Source organism: Cupriavidus sp. SK-3 (genome assembly GCF_000611145.1).
Taxonomy (GTDB): domain Bacteria; phylum Pseudomonadota; class Gammaproteobacteria; order Burkholderiales; family Burkholderiaceae; genus Cupriavidus.
In genome coordinates this window covers 215-1,070 of record NZ_JFJV02000093.1, presented here as the reverse complement: position 1 = coordinate 1,070, position 856 = coordinate 215, and the positions used below count along the sequence as shown (strand labels likewise).

Below are 856 nucleotides of genomic sequence, written 5' to 3'. Positions count from 1 at the left end.
GGCTGAGTCCCGCGTGGGACGTCGACCTCGATACAGAAGGTCAACGAACCGTTGTGGCGTAGCGCCGCGCAAGTCCCCGGGCGAAACGCCCAGGGCGTCGCACAGCCCGCCGTTGGCGTCTTCCACGTGGCGATCCTTATCGAAAATGGCAACGCCGTCCGGCAAGGCAAAGAACAGCGCATGCAGGTGCTGGTTCCTTTCTCGTAGCCGGCGACTGACCACTGCCTCGCGATCCGCTAGCTTCGCCATCCTCTTGATTGACTTGGCCTGGCGCATCTGGACAAAGATGATCAGCGCGGATAGGAAGCTTGCGATGCAAGCGACGACGAGCAGCCTGGCGCGATACATTGATAGTGCTTCATGGAGGTCGTAGCCGATCACGACCGCCAGGTTTCCTCTCGACAGCCGATGTACGCCATAAATGCGCTCGACATCGTCCAGTGGGCTCTTCTCCACCACTTCGGCGTGGGCCGCGGCAGCTACGGCTCGCCGGGCCGCAGAGCTCGCCGGCAGCGGTTGCCCAGGGTCGGAAGCCGCCCCGCTCCAACGCACCCGGTAGATGAAGTCATTGGTACCCAGCAGACCGATTGCACCCCGGCTGCCCAAATAGATGCTCTTGTAGATGCTCGTCAGGGAGAGTGGGTCAAGCGACACCACTACGACCCCCATGAAACGGCCGGTCGGCCCCACGATTCCCTTGGAGAGCAGAACTACCCAGCGACCTGAACTGCGCCCCCGCAGCGGCTTGCTGACGAACAATGTTGGCCTGGGATTGTCGGCGTGTATGCGGAAATGCTCGCTATCGCCTAGTACAACATCCCGTAAATAGCTTGAATAATTAATCGCCTCCGATATC

General features: G+C 60.7%; 1 protein-coding gene. It reads right to left on the bottom strand.

What is annotated here, in order from left to right; translation table 11 throughout:
• Positions 1 to 759, bottom strand: a 759-nt coding sequence (locus CF70_RS09560) for a PAS domain-containing protein (RefSeq protein ID WP_152561759.1), incomplete at its 3' end; no start/stop codon positions are given.
• Between the last annotated feature and the right edge of the window lie 97 nt (positions 760 to 856).